Annotated in this window: 10 protein-coding genes; 5 read left to right on the forward strand and 5 right to left on the reverse strand. The window is 69.8% G+C overall.

Going from position 1 to position 19692, the window contains the following annotated elements:
- Window positions 1–10 precede the first annotated feature (10 nt).
- A complete protein-coding gene (locus ACZ5VD_RS36640; RefSeq protein WP_468684790.1) occupies window positions 11–7204 on the reverse strand; it encodes a polymorphic toxin-type HINT domain-containing protein in 7194 nt (2397 codons plus the stop codon).
- A 457-nt stretch (window positions 7205–7661) separates the two neighbouring features.
- Here ACZ5VD_RS36640 and ACZ5VD_RS36645 point away from each other — a divergent pair, with 457 nt between their 5' ends.
- The gene (locus ACZ5VD_RS36645) at window positions 7662–11183 is read left to right on the forward strand and encodes a DNRLRE domain-containing protein (protein WP_468684792.1); all 3522 of its coding nucleotides are present in this window, start codon (window positions 7662–7664) and stop codon (window positions 11181–11183) included.
- 105 nt (window positions 11184–11288) lie between these two features.
- On the opposite strand, the gene ACZ5VD_RS36650 is transcribed toward ACZ5VD_RS36645, so the two are convergent.
- The 3 genes from ACZ5VD_RS36650 to ACZ5VD_RS36660 all read right to left on the reverse strand — a co-directional run bounded on the left by ACZ5VD_RS36650 (window position 11289) and on the right by ACZ5VD_RS36660 (window position 14768).
- Window positions 11289–13784, reverse strand: coding sequence for a DUF4132 domain-containing protein (locus ACZ5VD_RS36650; protein ID WP_468684793.1), 2496 nt, complete (start codon window positions 13782–13784; stop codon window positions 11289–11291).
- The gene (locus ACZ5VD_RS36655) at window positions 13784–14179 is read right to left on the reverse strand and encodes a hypothetical protein (RefSeq protein WP_468547495.1); all 396 of its coding nucleotides are present in this window, start codon (window positions 14177–14179) and stop codon (window positions 13784–13786) included. Before ACZ5VD_RS36655 ends, ACZ5VD_RS36650 begins: the two co-directional genes overlap by 1 nt.
- 148 nt (window positions 14180–14327) lie before the next feature.
- Window positions 14328–14768, reverse strand: a complete 441-nt coding sequence (locus tag ACZ5VD_RS36660; RefSeq protein WP_468684795.1) for a hypothetical protein — start codon at window positions 14766–14768, stop codon at window positions 14328–14330.
- A gap of 138 nt (window positions 14769–14906) precedes the next feature.
- On the opposite strand from ACZ5VD_RS36660, the gene ACZ5VD_RS36665 reads away from it, so the two are divergent.
- From ACZ5VD_RS36665 to ACZ5VD_RS36680, 4 genes are all read left to right on the forward strand, one after another.
- A complete protein-coding gene (locus ACZ5VD_RS36665; protein ID WP_468684796.1) occupies window positions 14907–15317 on the forward strand; it encodes a VOC family protein in 411 nt (136 codons plus the stop codon).
- 143 nt (window positions 15318–15460) lie between these two features.
- On the forward strand, window positions 15461–15856 hold the full coding sequence (locus ACZ5VD_RS36670; protein WP_468547498.1) for a hypothetical protein: 396 nt from the start codon (window positions 15461–15463) through the stop codon (window positions 15854–15856).
- Window positions 15853–16428 (forward strand): thiol-disulfide oxidoreductase DCC family protein, encoded by a 576-nt coding sequence (locus ACZ5VD_RS36675; RefSeq protein ID WP_468547499.1) that lies wholly within the window; start codon window positions 15853–15855, stop codon window positions 16426–16428. Before ACZ5VD_RS36670 ends, ACZ5VD_RS36675 begins: the two co-directional genes overlap by 4 nt.
- Before the next feature lie 10 nt (window positions 16429–16438).
- Window positions 16439–17197: a TetR/AcrR family transcriptional regulator gene (locus ACZ5VD_RS36680; RefSeq protein WP_468684798.1), complete on the forward strand. Its 759-nt coding sequence runs from the start codon at window positions 16439–16441 to the stop codon at window positions 17195–17197.
- 15 nt (window positions 17198–17212) lie between these two features.
- Here the strand turns inward: ACZ5VD_RS36680 and ACZ5VD_RS36685 are convergent, their stop codons facing one another.
- The gene (locus tag ACZ5VD_RS36685) at window positions 17213–19633 is read right to left on the reverse strand and encodes an MMPL family transporter (RefSeq protein WP_468684828.1); all 2421 of its coding nucleotides are present in this window, start codon (window positions 19631–19633) and stop codon (window positions 17213–17215) included.
- Window positions 19634–19692 lie beyond the last annotated feature (59 nt).

Raw genomic sequence — 19692 nt, forward strand, 5'->3', positions numbered from 1 at the left:
TTTACGTCCATCAGGGCACAACCCTTACTCGAATGTTGGTGATCAGGAGGCCGCCTAGGACTTTTCGGGCCCGCGCGGCCTCGGCTGCAGTGGGGACCTCCCACCGACCCGTGTAACCGTTCTGCTCAAGCGCTAGAGATTGATTCATAGCCTGCCGGTATGTCTTATTGAAGGTCGTGACGCTTACCTTTCGGTCGATCATCACCCCGTTGGCTGCATCAAACCCGTCAAACTTGATCTGAGACAGGCTATTCTTGCCAGATTTATAATACTGAAGCGCCGGAGCTACACCAGTCCTGGAGCCCACCGCTCCGGCATCATAAGCACGTGCCGCAGAACTCATATTGGCGTTCTCATTGGCCCAAATAACGCCGCCGTCACAGTTATGGACCAGGACCGGCGTGGCCCCCGCAAGCACATAGTACGTGTGCAGGTGATCAACGGTGAAGTTGTAAGTACGCGCCCGCATCGTGAATGCCCTGTTGCCGCTGACGGTGACCGTGTCACCTTCATCGGTGAGTACGCTCATGCCCCACTTGAGCTTCCCTGCTGGAACCCAGCCATGCTCGGATGGAGACCAGAACGGGTGCTCGTGTGTCGCGGTAAGCTTCTCGAGGCCGTTCTCGGTGGCAATGGACAACTCGTTGAAGTACTTGTCGCCCTCGGTGCGGATGAGCCGAGTCACTGTCCGAGGGCCGACCTCTCCGGTCTCCGGATTGGCGGCCTTGACTACGTCGCCGACCTTGACTTCCTCGATGTTCTTGGTGGTGTCGTCGGCCATGAGGACGTCAGTGCCGGCCAGGAAGCATTTACAGCCGATGAGCCCTTTGCCACCCCTCGTAGCCCTGCCGCCACCGATCAAAGCGGCGACGAAGCTTTCGATGAGCATCCCCCGTTCATACGCTCGGGCGTCGTCCTCACACTTGCTGTAGTTCTCGATGCAGTACGTAGCGGCTATACGCTTGGCCCCGGCCGCGTCACCGCCTTGCACCAAGAACCTGTATGCCTTGGAGCAAGCCAGTCGGCCGAAACATGCATTACTCGGGCCACTGTTCTCCATGATGGGAGTGGACCAGTAATTTCCGTCAGGGTTCTGCCCGTTCGGACTGGACTCCGCCATGTGGTTCATCAGGCTTTGGGTATCGTTCGTGACCGGCGTCTGGCTCGCTACCCAGTCCGCGTTAACGTTCGCGTCTTCTTCGTCATCCTGAGGCGTCCCGCCGCCGCCACCGCCACCGTCGTGGACGGGTTTGAGTCCAGTCGGGTCACTCATGCTGATCGGACTGTTGTTGCTGTACGCGTAACCATTCATCTGCAGCGGGTCCGCGATGTCGATGATCGGGTCGGCGGAGATGAAGCGGCCCGAGCTCTGGTCGTACTCGCGGGCTCCGATATGCGTCAGCCCGGTGGCCTCGTCGTCGATGCCCACGCCCAAGTAGCCGCGTTTGTTGGGCCAGTTCACCGGCTTCGGTCCGCGCAGGTCGCCGTACGGCTTGAAGGCTCGGCGCGTAATCGGCTGGGTGCCGGACAGCTCGACCGTTGTGTTCGCCGTGCCCAGATGGTCGGCGATCATCACGTTGAGCTTGTGGCCCGTCGTCGCGCCGTTGCTCGTCGTGCGGACGACCGTCGGGGCGCCGGGCTGGGCGTAGGAGCGGGAGGATCGGGTGATGCTGCCTGCCGTGTCCGTCGTCAGCTCGGCATCGCCCAGGTACAGGGTTGAGCCCGTCGCCGAGTTCTCCAGGAGTCGGTTGCCGTCGGCGTCGTAGACGTACGTCGTCTTCGTGCCGTCGTCGGTGATCGAGTCGAGCTTGTTGTCCGGGGACCAGGCCAGCGTCTGGGTGGTGGTGGAGAGGTCGCGGGTCGTGGTGTTGCCCGTCGCGTCGTAGGTGTACGCGCTGTCCTGGCCGGTCGGGGTGGAGGTGGTCCACGTCAGGGTGTGGGGCTGGGTGAGGGTGTCGGCCGTGACTGTCTTGCCGTAGCCGTACTTGTACGTGACGTTCTTTGTGGCGTCCGCCGGGTTGTGTTCCGTCATCGACGCTCGGTTGCCGATCCAGTCGAAGGTGTACGACTGGCGGTAGGCCGTGGCGCCGGTGGAGACGGTTGCCTGGTCCGGGGCTGCCGCGGCGAGGGTCGAGGTGAGGGAGGCGTCGGGGCTCAGGGCGTCCGATGCCGCGTCGGGGGCGTCCGCCACCGGGCCCGAGGAGGTCGCGTGCGTGGTGCGGGGGCCCCAGGTCGTGCCGCTTGCCGACTTGCAGCCGGTGCCGGCGCCGGTCGGGGTGATGGTCGACGTCCAGGCGTGTGCCAGCTCGCCCATCACGTCGTAGGTGAAGCACTGGGTGTCCCAGGTGGTACCCGAAGTGTCGCTGAGCTGGCGGGCGTTGGAGGTGATCGTGCCCGAGGCGTCGTAGGAGTAGTAGCTGTCGGTGATGCGGTGCGGGTCGGCGGTTTCGCGGTCGGCGACCGTGCGTTGGAGACTGCCGGTGTGGGGGTCGACGAAGTTCGTCGTCCAGACGCGGTGGGGCTGGGAGCCGGAGACCGTGCGCAGGACCTCGCCGTAGGGCGAGTAGGTGGCGTCGGCCGTGTACCAGGACTGGCCCGAGGTCGACTCCGCCAGGCCGTCGGCGTTGTAGCGGGTGACGACCTTCTCCTGGGAGAGGCCGCCGATGGCGGGCAGGGTGACCGACTGCGGCTTGCCCGTGGGGGTGTAGGTGTACGAGTAGGCGTACGTGCCGGAGAGACCTGTCGTCATCGCGTTGGCCGGGATGGTCGTCTCGCTGCCGGTGACCTGCGAGTCGGCGTCATAGCCGGTGACACGGTTGACGTAGTCGCCGGTGTCCGTGTGGCGGATGGACTCCGACGGCCTGCCTAGGCCGCCCGGTGTCTCGTCGTACTTGAACTCCTTGACCGGTGTCGCTGTCGCCGAGCCCTCGCGGACGTACCGGACGCGGCCGAGGACGTCGTACTCGGTGAAGATCTCCTGCGCGCGGGCGTTCTTGACGCGGTTGGGGCGGTCGGCCGTGTCGTACCAGGTGTCCGTGGTGCCGGTGTCGGGGTCGGCGGAGGACGTCAGACGGCCTCGGGTGTCGAAGGTGTAGGACCAGGCGTTGCCCGCCGGGTCGGTGACCTTGTTGCGGTTGCCCCGGGCGTCGTACGCGTAGGTGGTGGTGCGGCCGGCGGTGGAGCTGTTGGCGTCCTGGGTGTAGTGGAGGACGGACGTGACCCGGCCGAGGGCGTCGGTGTACGTCCTGGTCTTGGGCGCTGTGGAGCCCGGTGGGTTCACCGTCGTGCTGACGGCGTCATGGGTGGTGAACGTCGCGTACTTGTACGCGCCGCCGTGGTAGACCGAGGCGCGGTGCTCGCGCTCCAGGCCGTCGTAGCGGTACTGGGTCGTGCTGGGGATCAGCGACAGGGATCTCGGGGCGAAGAGTTCGGTGCTGGGCTCGCCCTTCGCGAGGTAGCCGCCGGTCTTCTTCACGACCAGGCCGTGGTCGTTGTAGTCCGTGTCGACGACGATCCGGCCGGGGCCGTGGGCCTCGGTCTGCTGCTGGACCTCACGCGTCAGACCGTCGTAGAGGGTGATGCCGCGGGCGTAGGAGCCGTCGTCCTTGAGCGTGTCGACGATCACCGCGGCCGGGCGGTTCTCCTTGGATGTGGCGGTCGCCGGCCGGTAGTCGATGATCACGTTCGGCGTCTTGCCGCCCGAGGAACGCGACGCTGACCAGCCCTTCACCAGGCGGCCGAGGGCGTCGTACTCGGTGCGGGTGACGCGGTTGTCGGCGTCGGTGACCGTGAGCGGCATGCCGCGCCCCGGGTCGTAGGACGCGACTACGGCGTGCCCCTTGGCGTTGATCGTCTTCGTCGCGGTGACCGGGCCACCCGCCGCGGGCGTGTACTGCGTCTCGGTGGTGCCCGCGCCCGGCTTGGTGAGGGTACGGACGCGGCCGAGGGTGTCGTACGTCGTCCCGGTGACGACGGAGTGGGCCGTGCCCGCCCCGTTGATGTCGGCCATCGACGTGATCTGGCCCCTGGTCGGTGTCGCGCCGTAGGCCAGCCCGTCGTAGGTGTTCTGGACCGACGACTTGAGCTGGGTCCCGGGGTCTGCCGTGGCGTGGGCCGCGCAGGAGGTGCCCGTGGTGCGCTGCTCCTTGGGCAGGCCGATCAGCCAGGCCGAAGTGTTGTGCAGGTACGACGTCTTGGTGCAGGTCTGGTCGGAGAGCACCTCGGTGGTGCCGCTCGGTCTGACGACCGCCGTCTCCACCTGGACGGGGAGGCCGTAGGTGTCGTCGGGTGTGGTGAGGGTGCGGACGGCACGCCAACTCTCGCCGACCGTCTGGACGTCGTCCGAGCGTTTGACGCCCGTGCGGTGGGCGAGCAGCGGGTCCGCGTCCGTCGCGTCCTCGTTCTCCCGGGCGCGGGACGCGGTCTGCTGGGACCAGGGGTGGTTCAGGGTGCGCTTGAGGATCTTGCCGTCGGAGTCGACGTAGGTGATGGCCTCGGCCGTCATGCCGGCGTACTGCGGGGCGTCGTCGGACAGGAGTGTGTAGGTGCCGGTGGAGTCCTTGACCGTGCCGCCGGTGCCCTGGAAGTAGCGGGTCACCGACTGCGACTGGACCTGCGGGACACCGACTTCGGAGGTGGACTTGCCGCCCTTGGTGACCTTGACCTCGCGGTAGCCGCGCCAGTCGTTGTGGGTACGCAGTGCGGGGCGGCTGAACTCGTCGTCGCTCCTGGCCCAGGCCGGACCCGAGTAGGCGTACCGGCTGACGACCGGCTTGCCGTGCGAGGTGACCTTGTCGATCTCGGTGACGGAGGCGACGACGTACTTGTTGAACCACGACTTCGCGGGGGTCTTCTCGTCGCCGTCCGGTGACCAACGGACCGGGTAGCAGGTGCCGTTGCTCTTGCCCTTGTCCTCGGCCGGCTCGGTGGCGCAGCCGCCGGTGTACTCGACCTCGATGTCGCCGCCGTACTCGGTGGAGACGATGCCGATGCGGGGGCGGGTGAAGCCGGGGCGCTGGTCGCTCTTGCCGGTGAGGACGAGGTTGGGCAGTTGGCGGTCCTTCAGGCGTCCGCTCAGGGGTGAGGTGGATCCGACCGTGTAGTGCGCGAAGCTGACGCCGTCCTTGGACTGGAGGGTGCCGGTGGTGTCGCCGGGCGCGTAGCCGGTGCGGGTGATCGAGTTGAGCCACAGGCCCGGCGAGGTGTCGTACCAGTCCTGCGGGAAGGACTGGCGCAGCGTGTACTTGTCGACCGGGCCGAGGCCGGTCTGTCCCGCGCGGGCCGCCTTCGTCGTCACCGTGTCCAGGCGCAGTTGCGTCCAGAAGGACGGGAACGGCGGGCAGAGCTTGGACGTGGACTTGCAGTTGAGGTTGCCGGGGGTGTCCCACCAGGGCCGGTAGGCGCCGGGGTCGTCGGTCTTGGCGAAGTTGGCCGCGGTGCAGGCCGTGTCCGACTTCAGGCAGCGCTGCTTGACGCCGAAGTCCACCGTCGCCGACGGCCTGGTCAGGCTGTCCGGGCGCATGCCGTACTCGATGGAGGCCGGGTAGGCGTAACGGTCGTACCGCTCGGGCGACTTGAACTTCTTGCGGACCGCGTAGTAGTTCGTCTCCTGCGTCCAGTTGACGATCATCGTGTTGCCGTGGACGTCGACGACCTTGTCCAGGCCCCAGCGCCAGGCCTGCTGTTTGCCCGCACCGCAGCGGGAGTCGGCGAACGCGGAGGCGTGGCAGGGCTCGCCGGGGTGGTTGCCGAAGACCGGGGCGGTGGAGACGGAGTCGGTGGTGGCGTGGCCGCCGCCGACGCTGTTCTGGCCGTAGAAGTACTGGGTACCGTCCGCGGTGGTGACGACCCAGTACTCGCCGTTGTCGTCGTCGTTGGTGCCGCCGACGCGGTGCTCCACGCGGGTGCCGTCGTCCTGCTGGGGACGGTAGACCTCGGTGTCCTTCTCGGGGTCGCTGCCGGATGCGGCGGCCCTGACGAGTTCGGTGGTCTTGCCGCCCAGCGACATCACCGCGTTGTACGACACCCAGCACAGGTCGGACGTCTTGTTGCTCTTGGCCGTGTTGTTGGGGGTGCCGGCCTTGAGTGTCTTGCGATCGTCCTGGCAGGAGCGGTAGCGGCGCTCGATGTAGCCGGGGTCGTAGGACCAGCCCTCGCCGATCCAGGAGGCCTGGGGCGAGGAGACGCCCGTACGGCCGTCCACGGTCTGCGAGTTGTAGTTGAAGGAGATCTTGGGACCCGGGCCCGCGGGCGGGGTCGGCACGGTCAGCGGGTAGGACCAGGTGAACGCACCCGACGATCCGCCCGCCTCCCACTTGCCGTCCGAGGCGAGGGGCGTCGCCTTGAAGGTGCCGCCTCCGCCGTTGCCGGAGTCGACGGCGCCGACGACGGCAGTACCGCCGCCGGCGGTCGCGATCGGTGTCGCCGAGGCGGACTGCCCGAAGGCTGCCTGGACCACGCCGGAGTTCCGGGATGCCGAGGACGTCGTCGACGCGGGCGTCACCGTGCCGTCGGCCGCCGGGTCGACCGTGGCCGTGAGGGACTTCGACGCCGTGTCGTTCGTCGTCTCCAGTTCCTCGTACGTCTGACAGGCCTCGTCGTCCGGCGTGGTCAGGTAGCAGTCGGGGAACTGCACGAAACGCAGGCGGGAGGCCCAGTCGGCGCCGTAGAGGCTCTTGAACCTGGAGTAGTCCAGCTTGACGGAGACCGGCACGGCAGTGGTGGTGGGTGCCTCCACCACCAGGACGGCACCGTCCACGCCCAGGCCCGTCGCCGAGGTGCGTTCCGGGATGGTGACCTGCCATGTGCCCGTCGGCGCCGGCTGGTCGGGGGCCCGGCCGAGGCTGACGGGCAGGGTCCCGGCGGGGCTGAGCGCTGCCTGTTCCGCACTCGCCGCGGCGGTACGGGTCGCAGCCACCGTCGCCGTCGCCGTCGAGCCGAACGCGACCGAACCCGTGCCGGCCGGCGTGGTCGTGGTACTGGTCGGTGCCGCGAGGAGGTCGGCGGGGGCGTCGGCCCTGAGCGTCTCCAGGTGCTGGCTGGAGTCCTTGCCGGGAACCGGCGTCTCCTGGTCGAGTCCCTCCAGGGAAAGCGACTCCCGCCCGACCTCCGCCGTCGCGGGATCCGGTGGCAACGCCAGGGCCTGCACGGGCAGGAGGCCCACCAGCAACGCGGCGGCCGTGACCGGCACCGCCGCACGCGCCATGCGACGTCTGCGGGCATGCGGAAGTCGATCGAACACGGCGGGGTCCCCCGGACCACTTGAAGCGGGACCGGTGAAGGACCACGCGTGACGACTTATCAGACGGCAAAGATTCTGTGATCAGGCTGTAAAGAATCGCCAGAGTTGTCGAGGTGATGTGATGATCGTCACTGTACGTAACGGATTCTTACGCTACGAATGCGTCGAGAAGGGCACCAAGGTCCGGTAGTTCAACAAAAGCGTCCTCAACTCACCGACGCCTGTCACTACTTGCCCCGTTTGGGCCCATGATTCGCCTGCCCCGCGTGTCTCACCACGTGCCCGCTCCCGCGCCCCCGGAGCGGCACGCACCATCTCCACAGGGTGACGACAGTTCCTCCATGGGTCATCATCGGCTGGCTCGGCCGCGGCCCGTCCTGCGCCCGCGCCGAGGGGAACCAGGGGGAAGGGGACTCGTCCGATGACGCGCAACTGGCGCCGGACGCCCGGTCGTCGGACCGGCGCGGTACTGCTGGCCACCGTGGTCGCCACCACGGGCATCGTCTACGCCGGGTTCCGTCTGGACGGCGGTTCCGCCCACGACAGCGGCGGCCAGGACCGGCGCTCGAAGACCGTCACGGAAGCCGCCGCCCTCACCGAGGCGGCGCGGACCGGAGACAGCGTCGAGGTGACGGCCGCGCGCACCGCGCGCACCACCACCTGGGCCCGCCCCGACGGCCTGCTGATGAAGCGGCTCCACTCGTCGCCCGTGCGCGCCGAGGTGGACGGCGAGTGGAAGAAGATCGACCCGAACCTGCGGCGCACCAAGGCGGGTTGGGAGCCTGCGGTCACCAACACCCGGATGGTCTTCTCGGCGGGTTCCGGTGAGGGCGACGGACAACGCGCCGCCGAGCGTGAAGGACAGCGCGCCTCCCGCTCGACCGTGCGGCGCGCGTCCCTGCTGCGGGAAACCGCAGCGATGCGGAGCACCGCGGCGGACGCCACCGAAACCCCCCTGGTCACGCTGTACGTCGGCGATGCCGCCCAGTACGAGATACAGCTCACCTGGCCCGGCCCCGTCCCGACCCCCGTCATCGACGGCAACCGTGCGCTGTACCCGGAGATCTTCCCGGGCGCCGACCTCGTGCTCACCGCCGACGACGACGGTTTCGGGCAGCTCGTCGTCCTGAAGAACCGTCAGGCCGCCGCCGATCCGCACGTTCGGCAGTTGGTGTACGGCCTCCACTCCACCCGCCTCACCTTCCACCTCGACCCGGTGTCGGGGATCGTCAGCGCCGAGAACGCCGACGACAAAGAGGTCGCGATGTCCCCCACCCCGCTGATGTGGGACAACAGCGGGCAGCCGGCCGTCACCGACGGATCCGTGGGGGCCACCGCCCAGCCGACCGCCTCCGAGACTCCCGACCCCTCGGACACGGCGGAGCCCGAGCCCAGTGACAGCCCGACCGCCACGGACGAGGAGGTCGAGTCGGACGAGCAGAGCGACACCGACATCGAGGTGCTGCCGTCGGCGTCCGACGGCCCGGCGCCCACCGTGTCGGAGTCCCCGGTGCCGTCCGCACCGGCCGAGCCGACCCCGGCACCGACACAGACGGGCTCGGCCGCCACGCTGAGCCTGCCGGCCCTCGACGGCCCCTCCCCCGACTCGCGCGGCGAACTCGTCGAAGCCGACCTGACCACGGGGAAGTGGCTGCTCACCCCCGACCAGGACTTCCTCGACGACCCGGCGACGACCTACCCGGTGTTCATCGACCCCTCCGTCAAGAAGCACACCCAGAACTGGACCACCGCGTACAACCGGCATCCCAACGCCACGTTCTACAACGGCAGAGGCTTCAACGCGGGCGGCACGCACGAGGCCCGCGTCGGCTTCGAGTCCGACACCTGGGGCACCTCACGGTCGTTCTTCAACATCCTGTTCGACAAGGACCTCAAGGGCACCAAGATCACCAGTGCCAAGCTGCAGGTGCTGGAGACCTACTCCTGGTCCTGCCAGGACCGCTCGATGAGCGTCCACCTCACCAGCGACATCAACGGGCACACCAACTGGAAGAACGCGCCCAAGCTGCACGACGGCAACAAGCTGGCCACCAAGAGCTTCGCCCACGGCTACAAGTCCGGCTGCCGGGACGCCTTCGAGAAGTTCGACGTGAAGAAGGGCGCCCAGAAGGCCGCCGACAAGGGCGAGGACATGATCACCTTCGGCATGCGGGCCCGGGACGAGAACGCCCAGTACGCGTGGAAGAAGTTCCAGGCCAACGGCGACTACGCGCCCGTGCTCGAACTCGTCTACAACCGCAAGCCGGCGATCCTCTCCAACTCCCTGGACCTCGGCCCGGACGGCAAGTGCACGACCACCAAGCCGTACGTCCGCATGGGCTCCGGTGGCCTGACGTTCACCGCCAAGGCCACCGACAAGGACAAGAACCTCGACTACTTCGACTTCGATCTGTGGCAGACGGGCGAGTGGGACACCACCGGCGACCTGCTGAAGTCGATCGGCAAGGTCTCGGTGGGCAGTGAACGCGGCACGGCCCTCGGGACCACCGACGCGTTCGCCACGAGCAAGCTCAAGAGCGGCGCCACGTACTCCTGGCGAGTGCGGGTACTGGACGACGCCGGGTCGACCTCCGGCTGGTACCCGAAATCACCCTGCCGGTTCGTCCTCGACACCACCGCGCCCCGCCCGCCCCACATCACCTCCACCGACTTCCCCAACGCGGACGGCGGCGAGAACGGCTTCGGCAGCGGAGCCGAGGACGCCACCTGGTCCACCAAGAAGTTCGGCACCGCCGGCTCCTTCACCGTGCGCGCCAAGAACACCGATGTGGTGCGCTACGAGTACGGCTACAACGCCCCCAGCTACACGGGGAGTCTGGGCCGCACCAACGGCTCGGCCACCAGCGTCCCGAGTACCATCGCCAACGCCAGACCACCGGCGGCCGGACCCAATGTGCTCTACGTCCGCGCCGTCGACAGCGCGGACAACGTCTCCGAGCCGACCAAGTACTTCTTCTACGTCACCCCGCGCGACCAGGCCGACCAGGCCGGCGACTTCACCGGCGACCAACTGCCGGACATGATGGTGGTCACCGAGTTCGGCAACCTCGTCCTGTACCCCTCGCAGGCGTCCGTCGCCCCCGGCACCGGGGCCCTGGGCAAGGGAACCGGCGACCTGCAGTACTCGATGCCGGGGGCGTACCGGGCCAACCCCGACAAGGATCCCAACGGGGACGACCTGCCTCCCTACGTCAGCGCACCGGGCGGTCACTTCAAGAACGCGCTGATCACCCACAACGGCGACATCTACGGCGGCGACGGACTCCAGGACCTCGTGGCCCGGGTCGGGGACCGGCTCTGGGTGTATCCGGGCGACGGCTACGGCGCCGTCAACATCGACCGCCGCCGGGAGATCCTGCTGCCGGCCGGTGCTCCCACTCCCTCCGCCCTCACGCAGATCGTCGCCACCGGCGACATCACCGGCGACGGCCGCACCGACTTCCTCGCCCTCGCCGGCTCCGAGTTGTGGGCTCTCACCGGCTACCACGGGGCGACCGTCGACCAGGCGATCCGCCTGATCGCCTCCTCGGCCTGGACCGACCGCGACCTGGTGACCGTCATGGACGTCAGCGGCGACGGCGCCGCCGACCTCGTCTACCGGTCGGACTCGTCCGGGCGGCTGATACTGCGCAAGGGCGTCGCCGCGAGCGGCGGCGGAGTCGACCTGAACTCCCTGGCGTCCGCCGCGAACTCCTCCGGAGGCGCGGACACCGAGTACGGCGTCTCCGGCTGGTCCCGGGCCGCCGTCCCGTTGCTGATGGGCACACCGGACGGCAACGGCGACTCCGTCCCCGACATCTGGGCCGTCCGGTCCGACGGCTCCGTGCGCTTCCACCCGGGCAGCAGGACCGCCCTGTCGGGGGCCGGTACGGAGATCATCGGCAAGGCGGGCTACTGGGCGGCGCGCATGGCGATCGGGTGAGGCGGCTGGGGTGAAGCGGCTCGGGTGAGTCGAAGGGCCCCTCGGGCGAGGTCCGTCGATACGGGCGGGGCCGGCGGGCCTCGCCCGTATCGGCGGCTCGGCCCCCTACAGCTGGCTCAGGATCGTCGGGTCCGTGATCTTTCGGTCGTCCGCCAGCATCATCGCCTTGCTCAGGATCACCGCCAGCATCCGGTCGCCTTCGTAGGGGAGGTAACCGGCCTGGGGCGTGGGCCCGTTGGACTTGGGGACGATGCAGAGGTAGCGGTCGTCGGGGGTCATGAGGATGTTGCCGGAGCCGAGGTGGATCTTGTAGGTGTGGCGTTCTCCCTTCACGTGGAGGAAGCGGCCCTCCAGGGTGCAGCGGTCGGCTATCGCCAGCCTCGGGATCAGGCGGTCCAGCAGGACGCGGCGGGTCTCGGCGCTCTGGCCCAGTTCGCCGAAGCCGTACGACGTCCAGTACTCGCGGAACCGGCCGCCGGGGCCGCCGTCCTGCCAGGTCGGGTCGTTGCCGACGCTGGCCACGCCGACGAACAGGTCGACGTCGCGCAGGACTTCGGAGAGAACCAGGGGCGGGATGGTGTCGAGAGGGAGCGCGTCGACCGGGGTCGCCCCGTCGCGCAGCCACATGCGGTACTCGCCGCCGCAGCAGTGTGCGGAGTTCCCGGGGGCGTCGATCGGGTAGAAGCGGACCTGGTCGGTGCGCAGGCGGAGGTAGCTGCCGGACTCCGTGGTGTCCTCGCCGTAGGTCTGGCCGTCGCCCTCGATCCAGTACTCGGCGCGCAGGCCCCAGTCCGGGAGTTCGCGGGTCGCCGGTGGTGCCTCGTCGTCGACGCACAGGCGCAGCTTGTTGCGCCAGCCGCGGACGGCGGCCAGGGAGTGGAACTGGTGCTGGCGCAGGACGTGGGCGGCGAAGCGGTTCGAGTAGGTGGCTGTCGTGCGCTCGGCGTCCGTGAGGAGGTACACCTCGCGGTGGGCCTGCTTGAACGGCTGGGTGATCTCGTGGCGTTCGAGCCAGTCGCGCCAGGCGACGGTCTCGGCGGGTTCGTGGCCGACGGGGTGCCAGAGGCGCACCTCGTCGCCCGCGCGGACGGGGTCGTCGGTGAGGGTGCGCAGCTCTCCGTCGGCGTACCCGACCGTGGTGCCGTCGACGGTCCACAGGAGGCGTCGGGCCAGGGTGCCGACCAGGGGATGGTCGAGGTAGCGCTCGCGCCAGGCGGCGTACGGCCAGATCCGGCGGGCCAGGAACTGGCGGTCCAGGCGCTCGGTCTGGGCCGAGAGCATCTTGTCGATGTCCTTGGCCGCCGCCTTCAGTTCCTTGAGGTTGTCGGCGTGGTCCCGGCGCACGGACGCCGGGACGCTCTTGACCGGTTTGCCTGTCGCGTTGTGCCAGGTCAGCACGGACCTTGAGCCGCGGATCTCCAGCACGGCGGTGATCTCGCCCAGGTGCTGTTCGGTGCGCCCGACCTCCGTCAACCCGTAGGCGGGGACGGCCAGTTCCTCGATCTCCTCACGGCTGAGACCCATCGCCTCGGCGCGCGCGTCCAGGGCGGTGTTCAGCAGTTTGAGCGTGCCCTTGTAGGTGACGCGGGTGGCGAGGCGGGCGAGTTCGGCGAGGGCGGTCTCGCCGTCCAGGCGGGCGAGGGCGGTGACCGATGCGTTGGCGACCTTGGGGTTGACCGGGCCGACGCCGGGGACCTTGCGCAGGGCCGTTTCGACGAGGGCGCCGAGGGCGCGGGCGGTCTCGACGTCCGCGGGCAGGAAGGAGAGCAGCCACGTCAGGCCGCGCAGGGCGTTGGCGTTGTACGGGTCGAAGGTGGCGTTGGGATCCGTGCCGTAGTGCGCGGGCAGCAGGGGGCGGGTGCGGGGCCTGCCCACCAACCGCAACCAGGGCAGCAGCCGCTGGCGCACCTCTTCGGTACCGAGGCCGTCGATCAGGGCCCGCCCCGCCCGCTCCCACTTCGCCGAGGGGCGGGCGGCGGTGGCGGTGGCGGCGTGGGCGAGGAGCCGGGTCCACTCCTCGCCGCGACCGGAAGGGCCGGTGAGGTCGGCGAGTGCCCGGTCGGACCAGGCCTCACCGGGGTTGAGGACAGGGCTGGTGAGGCGGTCGGCGAGGGGGCCCAGCGCGCTTCCGCCGTTCCACAGCATCAGGCGTGAGCGGCGGACCAGGGCGACGAAGTCGCCGGGGAGTTCCCGGCCGTCGGCGAGTTCGAGCTCGGCGAGGGCGATCATCTGCTGCGGCTGGTACTGCACTTCCTGTTCGGCGGCCAGGCTGATCAGTGCCGCCCGGGTGTCTCGCGGCTGCCCTTCGAGCAGATCCTCGCCCCGAAGGGCGTCGAGCAGGTGCACGATACGGCGGCGGACGACCGAGCCCGCCTCCCGGGCGTGGTACTGGACGGCCAGGGCGTGCACGAGTCGTCGCCGGAACCCGGTGTCCGCGGCGCTCACCGCCTCGACGGCCTTCCGGCCCTCCCAGCCCCAGTGGTCGTCGACCATGTCGGCGAGCGCGAGGAGTTCGGGGACGAGGCGGTCGATGTCCCCGGCGTCGGTCAGCGCGAGGATCTCGCGGGTCAGCCGGGCGTACTCGGCGGGAGAGGTGATCATCAGCCACCCACCAGCGGGACGAGCTTCAGGAACGTGACCTCGGTGCCGAGCTGGAGGTCGATCTCCTCGTCCGGGTCCGTGACCTGGCGGTCTCCGACCAGCACCAGGAAGCCGTTGCCCGCGAAGGCCCGGAGTGCGAGTTCGGTCTGGGTCTCGGGGTCTGTCCGCCGGGGTGTCCGCAGCGCGTAACCGTTCAGTACCCGCTCGGTGTCCTGCGGCTGGACCAGCCCCTGGAACACCGCACCCGGTGTGCGCGCGTTGTACTCGGCGACCTCCTGGAACACCCGGCGCCGGATCAACTCACGCACGGTGAGCCGCTCCTCGGCGATCTCCAGCCCCCAGCCGTCGCTACGGCCCCCGCTTGTCGTCTCGTCGACGAACGTCACGATTCCCATGCCGTCGACAGTACGAGCCGGCACTGACAACGCCCGCCGCTCGGCCTGCGGGAAGCGGCCCGGGACCGACGCGGAACGGCCCGGCGACCGACTCGGCGGACCGGCCGGACGGCCGACGCGGAAGGGCGACGCCTGCTCGGCACCGGCCTCACGTCACAGCCGGCCGACTCCACTCCCGGGCGTCCGCCCGCCGCATCAGCTCCACCGCGCCCTCCACGTCCCCACTCACCAGGGGGTGCACGAGTTCGACGTAACGGAGCTGGCCGGCCAGTGACTTCTTCATCTGTCTGAGGCTGCGGGCGCTGAACGAGACACCGCCGGGCCGGTCGACGACGCCGGCGGCGAGTGCCAGCTTCTCGACGCTCACCTTGCAGAGCGTGGACGGCGTCTCGCGGCAGGCGTGGATCTCGACGTAGCCGTCCCAGAGACCCAGGACCACCTCGTACGTCACGCCCGGGCCCGTGTAGGTCGCGACGGCGAGGGGCGGGCCCGACTCCGCCTCGACGGGCCCCTCAAGACCCAGTCTGCCCGCGAGGTCGGCGCATGCCGCTCGTACTTCGGTGAAGAAGACCTCGACCCCTGGAACCATGCACGCCCCCTGCGCCTCAGCCCGACGAGGCCTCAGAGTAGCGGCGGAAGGGGCGTCGCCTGGGCTCAATGAGTGACCCGGTGGCCAGTCCGCCCGGCGCGCGGTATTCTCCGGCCCCTCTCCACCTAATCTGATGGCATGTCAGATGACGAGTCGTACGAACTGCTCGGTTTCGACAACGTGCTGCTGCCTGTCGGGGACCTCGCCGAGGCCGTCGGATTCTACGAGCGGGCCGGGTTCACGGTGGGGTTCCGGTTCGACGAGGGCGGCCTCGCGTCGCTCAAGGTCGGGGGTGAGACGCCCGGGATCCTGCTGAAGGAGGAGGAGGCGTTCGGCCACCGGCCGCCCTTGTGGCCCTGTTCGCGTGTGTGGCTGGAGGTGCCGGACGCGCGGCGCGCGGCCCGGGAGCTGGCGGGCGCCGGCATCACCCCGCTCGACGAGCCCCTCTCCGTGGCCACCGGGTGGACCGTCGAGTTCGCCGACCCCTGGGGGAACGTCGTCGGGTTCACCGACTACAGCAAGCGACCGGAGCTCGCGCGCCGGACGTGACCGCGCAGCACCGGGTGCGACCGGTGTGACACAGATCCCACGCCCTCCCCTCGGAAGACCGCACCAAGGCGTTGAACACGTTCAAAAGCAGGGCTACAGTCATCCCTGTCAGCGTTTTGAACGCGTTCAAGAAGGGGTGGGGCATGGACCGCACCGTCATCGCCTACGTCATCTACCTGCTGGTCAGCATCGGGCTGACCGTCTGGGTCGCCCGCACGCTCAGCCGCAACGGGCGCATCTTCCTCGCCGACGTACTGCGCGGGAACGAGAGCCTCGCCGAGGCCGTCAACCACCTCCTGGTGGTGGGCTTCTACCTCGTCAACCTCGGCTTCGTGGCGCTCTACCTGAGCGGCGACGGGACCATCGAGGACACCCGCGGGATCTTCGAGGCGCTCTCGACCAAGCTGGGCGTGGTGCTGCTGGTGCTCGGCGTCATGCACCTGGGCAACGTGTACGTCCTCAACCGGATCCGGCGGCGGAGCGTCCTGGAGCAGGAGCAGGTGCCGCCGGTCGCGCCGCAGGGCTGGGTCCAGGCGTGAGCGCCGCGCCCCCGGAGGGGCCCGAGGTCCGGGACACCACGCGTGTCCCGGTCCGCCGGCTCACCCTCCTGTACGACGCCGAGTGCTCCCTGTGCGCGTTCCTGCGCGACTGGCTCGTACGGCAGCCGCAACTGGTGCCGCTGGACCTGGTGCCCGCCGGGTCCGACGAGGCCCGCCGGCGGTTTCCCGGGCTCGACCACCGGGCCACCCTCGACGAGATCACCGCCGTGGGTGACGCGGGGCAGGTCTACCGGGACGGCGCCGCCTGGATCGTCACCCTGTGGGCGCTGCGGGCGCACCGGCCGCTCGCGCACCGCCTGAGCACACCGTCCGGGGCGCGGCTCGCCAAGGGCGCGGTGCTCGCCGCGGCCAGGTGGCGCGGGGCCGGGCGGAACGCGGGTCGGTGGGGCGGGCCCCAGGCGGGCGACGGCTCCTGGGGTGGGTCGCGGGCGGGCGACGGTGCCTGGGGCGGGGCGGTGTACCGCCGGGCGGACGGGTGGACGTACGACCCCGCCCGGGGATGGACGTACGGCCCACCGGCCTGCGACAGCGGTACCTGCGCCACTCGTTAGGCTCGTTACCGTGCCTGCGAACAACGACGGCCCCGACGAGGGCGGTAACCCGAGCAAGTCCGAGCAGACCCGCGCGCTCATCCTGGAGACGGCGATGCGGCTGTTCCAGGAGCGCGGCTACGACAAGACGACCATGCGGGCCATCGCCCAGGAGGCCGGGGTCTCCGTGGGCAACGCGTACTACTACTTCGCGGGCAAGGAGCACCTGATCCAGGGCTTCTACGACCGGATCGCCGCCGAGCACCAGCTGGCGGTCCGGGAGGTGCTGGCCCGGGAGACCGACCTGGAGGCGCGGCTCGCGGGCGTCCTGAGGGTGTGGCTGGACATCGCCACCCCCTACCACGAGTTCGCGGTGCAGTTCTTCAAGAACGCCGCCGACCCGGACAGCCCCCTCAGCCCCTTCTCCCCCGAGTCGGAGCACGCGCGCGTGGAGGCCATCAGCGTCCACCGGCAGGTGCTCGCCGGGACGAAGACCAAGGTGCCGGAGGAACTGCGGGACGTCCTGCCCGAGTTGATGTGGCTCTCCCAGATGGGGCTCGTCCTGTACTGGATCTTCGACCGTACGGAGGGGCGCGAGCGGAGTTACCGGCTCGCCGAGCGGGGTGCCCGGCTCACCGCGCGGGGCGTGTCACTGGCGCGGTTCCGGGTGCTGCGACCGCTGGTGCGGGAGGTCCACGAGCTGTTCACGGACTTCCTGCCGGGGATGACGAGGATGATCCCGGACCCGGCGAGGAAGCCGGGGGCGCCCGTCGAGGACGAGCGCCCCTGAGCCCGCGGAGGGCCTCTAGTTGACCGCGTCCACCTCGCCCTCGGCCAGCTCTACGTCACACACCAGGGGGCCCTCCCCGACGACGACGTGCCGGGCGCGTGAGCCGTACGAGGAGGCCGTCGCCGCCAGCAGGTAGGTCCCCGGGGCCGGCACCGACACGATGTAGGAGCCGTCGGCCAGGGACACCACCCGGTCGAGCTGACGGCCGCCCGGCGAGAGCAGCGTCACCGCGGCTCCCTCCACCGGCTCGCCGTCCGCCGTCCGGACGAAGCCGTGCACCGCCGAGGCGGGCCCCTGTGCGGCGGGCGCCTCCGGGGCGGCCGTCGTCTCCTCCTTCGGTTCCACCGCCAGGTGGGGCAGCCGCTTCTCCAGCCCGGCCGGCAGCCACCAGTTGGCGTTGCCCAGGAGGTGCATCGCGGCCGGCACCAGGGCCGTACGCAGGATGAACGCGTCCAGGGCGACCGCGGCGGCCAGGCCGACGCCCGCCATCGCGGCCCCGTAGTCGCCGCTCAGGACGAAGGCCATGAAGACGCAGACCATGATCAGGGCCGCGGAGTTGATGACGCGGCTGGTCTCCGCCAGGCCCACGCGGACCGCTCGGGCGTTGTCCTTGGTGTGCACCCACTCCTCGTGCATCCGGCTGACCAGGAACACCTGGTAGTCCATGGAGAGGCCGAAGAGCAGGGACAGCATGATGATCGGCAGGAAGGCGGCGATCGGTCCCTCCGTGCCGAGGCCGAGCAGGTCCAGGCCCCAGCCCCACTGGAAGATCGCGACCAGGACGCCGAAGGAGGCCGCCGCCGCGATGAGGTTCATCAGGGCCGCCGTCAGAGGCACGACGACGGAGCGGAAGGCGATCAGCAGCAGGACGAAGCCGAGTCCGATGATCGTCGCGATGAAGTACGGCAGCCGGTCGGCCGTCACCGACGCGAAGTCCTTCGAGACCGCCGTCACTCCGCCGACATGGCCCTGGACGCCCGCCTCCGGGATCACCCGGTCGCGCAGGGTGTCGATGAGCCGGTCGGTCTCCACGGCCTGCGGTGAGGTGGTGGGCACCACCTGGATGACCGTGACGCCGTTCGCGGGCGGTGCCGCGACGACCTGGGCGACGCCGTCCGTCTGCCTGATCGTCGCGACCAGGCTCTCCCCCGGGTCACCGTTCACGACGACCTGGAGCGGGCCGTTGAAGCCGGGGCCGAAGCCGTCGGCGAGCAGGTCGTACGCCTTCTTGGTCGTCGTCGACGCGTCGTCGTTGCCCTGGTCGACCGTGCCCAGGCGCAGCGACAGCAGAGGCAGGGCGAGGACGGCCATCACGACGAGGGCGAGGACGGCGACCGAGCGCGGGCGGCGCTCCACGGTGGCCGACCAGCGGGCCGCGAGGCCGCTCGGGCGGTCCGCGTCGGGGCCGCGCGCGGCCAGCCGGCGCCGCTGGCGGCGGCTGAGCACCCGGTGCCCCAGGATGCCCAGCATCGCGGGCAGCAGCGTGATGGCCGCGAGCACGCTCAGCACGACGGTCAGCGAGGTGCCGATGACCACGCCGTCCAGGAAGCGCAGGTTCGTCACCAGCATGCCGGCGAGGGCGATGCACACCGTGCCGCCCGCGAACAGCACGGCCCGTCCCGAGGTGTTGAGGGCGGCGACCGCCGCGTCCTCGGGGTCCAGGCCGCGTTCGATGCCGCGCCGGTGGCGGGTGACGATGAACAGGGCGTAGTCGAGGCCGACTCCCAGGCCGATCAGCGTGGAGAGCAGGGAGGCGAGTTCCGGAATGTTGGTGACATGGCTGAGCAGTTGCGTGGAGAACAGGCCGCTGCCCACGCCGAACAGCGCCACCAGGATCGGCAGCAGCATCGCGAACACCGAACCGAACGCCAGGAACAGCACCACGGCCGCCGCGAGGATGCCGACGAGCTCGGCGGTGCCGGTGGGCGGCTCCTGCACGCGTGTGATGGCCTGGCCGCCCAGCTCGACCTGGAGACCGTCGCCGCCCGCGTCCCGCGCGGTGTCGACGACGTCCTGGACCAGGTCCTTGGGTACGGCGTCCGCCTGCGCGGCGAAGGTGACCTGGGCGTAGGCGATCCGCCCGTCCTCGCTGATCTGGGCCGCGCCCTCGGCCCCGTACGGGTCGGTGACCGCGCCGACCCCCTTCATCGCGCCGATCTCCTTCAGCGCGGGCTCGATCCGGGACCGTACGGACGCGTCCCGTACCGAGGTCCCGTCCTCGCCGTCCACCTTCCACACCACCGTGTCGGTGTCGCCCGCACGCTCCGGGAAGGCCTTCTCCATCAAGCTGTACGCGCGCTTGGAGTCCGTGTTCGGCAGTGAGAAGACCTCCGCGTAGTTCGTGCCCGCGGTCGAACTCGCCGCGCCCAGGCCGAACAGCGCCACCACCCACAACAGCAGGACCACCAGCCGGTGCCGGTAGCACCAGCGTGCCAATGTCGCCACGCCCCAACCCCCTCATCAGTCCGGTGTAGTCCGGTCGGTCCCCCAGGTCC

It is taken from the genome of Streptomyces sp. NPDC032822 (assembly GCF_055578825.1).